This is a genomic window from Burkholderia paludis, from assembly GCF_000732615.1.
Classification (GTDB): domain Bacteria; phylum Pseudomonadota; class Gammaproteobacteria; order Burkholderiales; family Burkholderiaceae; genus Burkholderia; species Burkholderia paludis.
In genome coordinates this window covers 1-6,838 of record NZ_JPGL01000121.1, presented here as the reverse complement: position 1 = coordinate 6,838, position 6,838 = coordinate 1, and the positions used below count along the sequence as shown (strand labels likewise).

The window sequence follows — 6,838 nt, the reverse complement described above, 5'->3', positions numbered from 1 at the left end:
GCCCGCCCCCCGATGCCCCCGTCCATTCCCGATACGTCGACAGCGCCGGAGCAACTGGCGCGCGCGCTCGACGCGGCGCCGCTCGACGTCGCGCTGCACGCGCGCATGCGCGATGCGCTGCAGGCCGCCGGCGACGCCGACGGCTTCGCCGCGCATCAGCTCGCGGTCGCCGCGTTCGATGCGCTCGCCGACGCGCCGCCCGCCACGCGGGCGCTCGCACTGTACAACCTCGCGACCGTCTACGCGATGAAAGGCCGCACCGACGACGCGGTGCGCTGGTACCGGCACACGCTCGACGTGAATCCGTCGCTCGCGAACGCGCACCAGAACCTCGCCGCGCTCTACGCCACCGCCGGACGCCACGCCGACGCGCACGCGCATCGCGAACGCGCATACCGGCTGCAGCGCGTGTTCGTCGAACCGGCGCTCGACGCCGACGCGCGGCGACTGCTGATCGTCGGCGTCGGCGGCGGCACGGGCAACGTGCCGCTCGACGCATTGCTGCCGTTCCGCACGATCACCCGCATCAAGTACGCGATCGACTATGCGGACGACGCCGAGGATGCGCAGTTGCCGCCCCACGATCTCGTGTTCAACGCGGTCGGCGATCCGGACATCGCCGCGCCGCTCGCGGCCCGTCTCGCCCGCTTCGCCGGCCGCAGCGCGGTGCCCTTGCTGAATCCGCCCGACGCGATCGCGCACACGCATCGCGACCGCACCGCCGCGCGCCTCGCGGCGCTGCCGGACGTCCTGGTGCCGCCGTGCGTGCGCATCGAGAACGCGCGCGGGCCGTTCGACGTACTGCTGCGCCGCCTCGCACTGGCCGGCGTGACCTTTCCGCTGCTGCTGCGGCCGGCCGGCGCGCACGGCGGCGACGGCGTCACGCTGCACGCCACGCCCGACACGTTCGCCGCGGCGCTTGCACGGCTCGACGGTCCCGCCTACGCGACCGCCTACCGCGACACCCGCGGCGCCGACGGCTGCTTTCGCAAATACCGGGCGATCTTCGTCGATCGCGTGCCGTACCCGTACCACCTCGCGATCTCGACGCACTGGCTCGTCCACTACTTCTCGGCCGACATGACGTCGACGCCGTGGAAGCTCGACGAGGAGCGCCGCTTCCTCGACGATCCGCACGCGGCGCTCGGCGCAACGGCGTCGCGCGCGCTCGCCGCGATCGGCCGGCAACTGGATCTCGACTACGGCGGCATCGACTTCGCGCTGACCGGCGACGGCCGGGTGGTCGTCTTCGAAGCGAACGCGACGATGCTCGTCCATCGCGAAGCGGCCGACGGGCCGCTCGCGCACAAGAACCCGCACATCGAGCGGATCGCGCACGCCTTCGCGCGCATGCTCGATACGCGCCCCGGCCTCGCCCCCTCCTGCCCGACGCCCACCCGGACATGACTCCCGATACGACGTTCGCCCACGCCAGAACGCTGCATCTCGCCGGCAACCTGCCCGGCGCCCGCACGCTCTACGAAGCCCTGCTCGCCGACGATCCCGGCAACGACGAACTCCGGATGCGGCTCGGCATCCTCGAGCTGCAATGCGGCAACAGCGCCGGCGCGCTCGCGCAGCTCGACCGCGCGATCGAACTCGCGCCGCGCGACGCCCGCCACCATGTGGCGCGCGGCCATGTGCTGCACACGCTCGGCCAGCATGCCGGCGCGGCGGACGCACTGCGCACCGCGCTCGCGATCGACCCCATCAACGCCGACACGCACGCCGCGCTCGGCAACGCCCTGCAGGCGCTCGGCTTCCATGCCGACGCGATCGACGCATACGGCAACGCGCTCGCGCTCGACCCGTCGAACGCCGACGTCGCGAACAACCTCGGCAACAGCCACCAGCATCTCGGCGCGACCGACGCGGCCGAGCGCGCGTACCGCGTGGCACTCGCCGCGCAGCCGGCCCACGCGCTCGCGCTGACCAACCTCGGCACGCTGCTCGACGCGCACGCGCGTCACGACGACGCGCTCGCGCTGCTGCACGACGCCGTGCGCTCCGCACCTGACGCGCCCGCCGGCCTGATCAACCTCGGGGCGGCGCTGTGCGACCGGCGCGAGTTCGCCGAGGCGGCCACGCATCTCGCGCACGCGGCGGCGCTCGCGCCGCACGACGCCGACGCGGCCTACAACCTCGGCAACGCGCTGCTGGGGCTCGGCCAGCACGCGCAGGCCGCCGACCAGTACCGGCTGGCGGTCGCCCTGCGGCCCGATCACGCGGACGCGCTGAACAATCTCGGCACCGTGTGCGAGCGCCTCGGCGACACGGCGGCGGCGGCCGGCGCGTTCGACGCCGCGCTGCGCGCGCGACCCGACTTCGTCGCGGCGCACAACAACGCCGCGAACCTGTTGCGGCGGCTCGGCCTGCACGACGATGCGATCGCGCACCTGCGCGCCGCACTGGCCAGCGCCCCCGAGCACTCGGCGACGCACAACCACCTCGGCAACGTGCTGAAGGACGACGGCGCGCTCGACGCCGCGATCGACAGCTACCGGCACGCGCTCGCGTGCGACCCGGGCAACGCGATCGCGCACAGCAACCTCGTCTACGCGCTGAGCTTCCAGTCGGAGCAGCCGGAGGCCGTGCTCGCCGAAGCACTGAACTGGTCGATGCGGCACGAGACGCCCGACGGCACGCTCGCGACGGCCCCCGAGCGCAGCCGCGCGCCGGACGCCCGGCTGCGGATCGGCTACGTCGGCGCGGATTTCCGCGAGCACTGCCAGGCGCTGTTCCTCGTGCCGCTGCTGTCGCATCACGACCGCCGCGCGTTCGAGATCGTCTGCTACGCGAGCGTCGCGCGGCCGGACGCGCTCACCGCGCGGCTCGCCGGCTACGCGGATCGCTGGCACGACGTGTACGGGCTCGACGACGCCGCGCTCGCGCAGCGCATCCGCGACGACGGCATCGACATCCTCGTCGACCTGACGATGCACATGGCCGAAGGCCGGCCGGGCCTGTTCGCGCACCGGCCCGCGCCGGTCCAGGCGATCTGGCTCGCCTATCCGGGCACCAGCGGCCTGGCGTCGATCGACTTCCGGCTGACCGACCCGCATCTCGATCCGCCCGGGCACGACGGGTTCTATCGCGAGCGCTCGATCCGGCTCGCGGATACCTTCTGGTGCTACGACCCGCTGACCGACACGCCGGCGGTCGGGCCGCTGCCCGCGCGCGACGCCGGCCACGTGACGTTCGGCTGCCTGAACAATCCGTGCAAGCTGACCGACCGCACGCTGCGGCTGTGGGCCGGCCTGTTCGCGCGCCTGCCCGGCGCGCGGCTGGTCGTGATGGCGCCGCAGGGCGCGGGGCGGACCCGGCTCATCGAGCGGCTGCGCGCGCACGGCATCCAGCCGGAACGCGTCGACTGCGTGCCGTACCGGCCGCGCGCCGACTATCTGGCGACCTATCTCGGCATCGACATCGCGCTCGACACGTTCCCTTACAACGGCCACACGACGACGCTCGATGCGCTGTGGATGGGCGTGCCGGTCGTCACGCGCGTCGGGCGCACCGCCGTCGGCCGGGGCGGGCTGTCGCAGCTCGCGAACCTCGGCCTGGACGCGCTCGCCGCCGACAGCGACGCCGCGTTCGTCGACACCGCCGTCGCCCTCGCCCGCGACCTGCCCGCGCTCGCCGCGCTGCGCGGCGAACTGCGCGCACGCCTCGCACGCTCGCCGCTGATGGACGGCGCGCGCTTCGCCCGCGGGATCGAGGCGGCCTACCGGCGCATGTGGCGCGACGCCTGAGGGGCCGCCGCGCCCGGCCGGGCGCCGGCGGCGCGGCCAGGCCGGACGTCGTGCGCCGCGCGCGGCGGGCCGCGCTATGATGTTGCAGCGGCGCTGCTGCCGCTTCATTGCCGCACGCGCCGTCGTGCGCATCGTCCCCCTTCGAGGAAGCAACCCATGTCCATTTCGATGTATCAGGCCTCGGTGCCTGTCCTGATCCGCGGCCTGACCAGTCTTCAGCACATCCTCGGCAAGGCGCAGGCTCATGCGGCCGAGAAGCAGATCGATCCGTCGGTGTTCATCGGCGCCCGCCTGTACCCGGACATGCTGCCGTTCGTCCGCCAGGTCTACATCGCGACCGACACGGCCAAGGGCTGCGCCGCGCGCCTCGCCGACACCGAGATCCCGAGCTACCCGGACGTCGAGCAGACCTTCGACGAACTGCACGCGCGCATCCAGAAGACGATCGACTACCTGAAAGGCTTCGACGCCGCACAGATCGACGGCAGCGAGTCGCGCCAGATCGTGCTGAAGATGCGGGTCGGCCCGATCGAGTTCACCGGCCAGTCGTACCTGCTGCACTTCGTGCTGCCCAACTTCTTCTTTCATGTGACGACCGCGTACGACATCCTGCGCCACGGCGGCGTCGAACTCGGCAAGCTCGACTACCTCGGCGGGCGCGACCAGCAGGCCTGACGCGCGGCCGGGCAATGCCCGGCCCGCCGCCGTCCGCACCCGCGGCAGGCAACGCGCGGCGGCCCGGCCAGGCCGGCCGCGCGGGCCGGCCGCGACGCTTTCCGGAGCGCTTGCCGGCCGCGCGCCGCGCGCGCCAGCCGAAACGCCGTCCGGCTGGCGTAAAATACGCACTTTCCTCTTTCTCGCCCCCTTATGACGCTCGCCTCCACGCTCGACATCATCGCCGAGCTGAAAGCCGGCCGGATGGTGATCCTGGTCGACGAAGAAGACCGCGAAAACGAGGGCGACCTCGTGATCGCCGCCGAATTCGTCACGCCGGAAGCGATCAACTTCATGGCCAGGTACGGCCGCGGCCTGGTTTGTCTGACGTTGACCCAGGAACGCTGCAAGCAGCTGCACCTGCCGCTGATGACCTACCGCAACGGCACCCAGTACGGCACCGCGTTCACGGTCAGCATCGAAGCGGCCGAAGGCGTGACGACCGGCATCTCGGCCGCCGACCGCGCGCACACGATCGCCACGGCGGTCGCGCACGACGTGCGCCCCGAGCACATCGTGCAGCCGGGCCACGTGTTCCCGATCATGGCGCAGCCGGGCGGCGTGCTCGTGCGCGCGGGCCACACCGAGGCCGGCTGCGACTTCACCGCGCTCGCCGGCCTCACGCCGGCCGCGGTGATCTGCGAGATCATCAAGGACGACGGCACGATGGCGCGCCTGCCGGACCTGATCGAATTCGCGACGGAACACAACCTGAAGATCGGCACGATCGCCGACCTGATCCAGTACCGCAGCCGCACCGAGTCGATCATCGAGCGGATCGCCGAGCGCACGATGCAGACCGCGCACGGCACGTTCCGCGCGGTGCTGTACCGCGACCAGCCGAGCGGCTCGCCGCACATCGCGCTGGTGCGCGGCGCGCCGTCGCCCGACGTCGATACGCCGGTGCGCGTGCACGAGCCGCTGTCGGTGCTCGACCTGCTCGAGACGGGCGTGTCGACGCACTCGTGGACGCTCGACGCCGCGATGCGCGAGATCGCGGCCCGCGACCTCGGCGTGATCGTGCTGCTCAACTGCGGCGACACGAAGGAACACCTGATCGACGTCTTCAAGGCGTTCGACGAGGAAGAAAAGGCCGCTGCGCTCAAGCGCCGGCCGGTCGATTTCAAGACGTTCGGCATCGGCGCGCAGATCCTGCGCGATGTCGGCGTCGGCAAGATGCAGGTGCTGTCGAATCCGCGCAAGCTGGGCAGCATGTCCGGCTACGGCCTGGAAGTCACGGGCTTCATCCCGATGCCCGGCGGCGAAGCCAGGTCCTGCCCGGCGTCCAACGCGTAACCCGCCACGGCGCTTTCGCCCTATAACCGCTCATCCACACCACGGACAAGATCATGGAAATCGGACAATACCAACCGAATCTCGAAGGCGACGGCCTGCGTATCGGCATCGTGCAATCGCGCTTCAACGAGCCGGTGTGCAACGGCCTCGCCGACGCGTGCGTCGAGGAACTGGAACGCCTCGGCGTCACCGGTGAAGACGTGCTGCTCGTGTCGGTGCCCGGCGCGCTGGAAATCCCGCTCGCGCTGCAGAAGCTCGCGGAAAGCGGCCAGTTCGACGCACTGATCGCGCTCGGCGCGGTGATCCGCGGCGAGACCTACCACTTCGAACTCGTATCGAACGAGAGCGGCGCGGGCATCACCCGCATCGGCCTCGATTTCAACCTGCCGATCGCGAACGCGGTCCTGACGACCGAAACCGACGAGCAGGCCGTCGCGCGCATGACCGAAAAGGGTCGCGACGCCGCGCGCGTCGCCGTCGAGATGGCCAACCTGACGATGGCCCTCGACCAGCTCGGCGACGAAGACGAGGAAGACGAAGACGAAGAAGACGACGAAGAGGAGCGCGCATGAAAAAGAGCGCCCGCCGACAATCGCGCGAGCTGGCGACGCAGGGCCTGTACCAGTGGTTGCTGTCGAACGCATCCTCCGGCGAGATCGACGCGCAGCTGCGCGGCGCTCTCGGTTACGACAAGGCTGACAAGGAACTGCTCGACGCGATCCTGCACGGCGTGATCCGCGAGCACGCCACGCTGGTCGAAGCGCTGACCCCGTCGCTGGACCGTCCGATCGACCAGCTGTCGCCGGTCGAACGCGCCGTGCTGCTGATCGCGACGTTCGAGCTGACGCACCACGTCGAAACGCCCTACCGCGTGATCATCAACGAAGCGGTCGAACTCGCGAAGACGTTCGGCGGCTCCGACGGCTACAAGTACGTGAACGGCGTGCTCGACAAGCTTGCCGCGAAGCTGCGCCCCGCCGAAATCCAGGCGCGCCGCAACGGCTGATACCGTTTGTCCGGAACGGGCGCGCATGCGCCCGTTTTTTCTTTCGTCTCGCCCCTCCCCCTGCCCGCCC

The 6,838-nt window shown here is 71.2% G+C and carries 6 protein-coding genes; all 6 read left to right on the top strand.

The genetic code is table 11. The annotated features are described in order from the left end of the window. On the top strand, window positions 1–1,407 hold a 1,407-nt coding region (locus GQ56_RS0138490), incomplete at its 5' end, for an ATP-grasp domain-containing protein (RefSeq protein WP_235212840.1). Beyond that, entirely contained in the window at window positions 1,404–3,752 is a 2,349-nt protein-coding gene (locus tag GQ56_RS0138485) for a tetratricopeptide repeat protein (protein ID WP_031403696.1), read from the top strand. The genes GQ56_RS0138490 and GQ56_RS0138485, both read left to right, overlap by 4 nt. A gap of 156 nt (window positions 3,753–3,908) precedes the next feature. Further along, entirely contained in the window at window positions 3,909–4,427 is a 519-nt protein-coding gene (locus GQ56_RS0138480) for a DUF1993 domain-containing protein (protein WP_031403695.1), read from the top strand. Between the two features lie 192 nt (window positions 4,428–4,619). Continuing rightward, on the top strand, window positions 4,620–5,762 hold the full coding sequence (gene ribBA / locus GQ56_RS0138475) for a bifunctional 3,4-dihydroxy-2-butanone-4-phosphate synthase/GTP cyclohydrolase II (RefSeq protein ID WP_031403694.1): 1,143 nt from the start codon (window positions 4,620–4,622) through the stop codon (window positions 5,760–5,762). A 53-nt stretch (window positions 5,763–5,815) separates the two neighbouring features. Further along, window positions 5,816–6,334: a 6,7-dimethyl-8-ribityllumazine synthase gene (ribH, locus tag GQ56_RS0138470; protein ID WP_031403693.1), complete on the top strand. Its 519-nt coding sequence runs from the start codon at window positions 5,816–5,818 to the stop codon at window positions 6,332–6,334. Continuing rightward, window positions 6,331–6,768 (top strand): transcription antitermination factor NusB, encoded by a 438-nt coding sequence (gene nusB / locus GQ56_RS0138465; protein ID WP_031403692.1) that lies wholly within the window; start codon window positions 6,331–6,333, stop codon window positions 6,766–6,768. The genes ribH and nusB overlap by 4 nt, the downstream gene beginning before the upstream one ends. Window positions 6,769–6,838 lie beyond the last annotated feature (70 nt).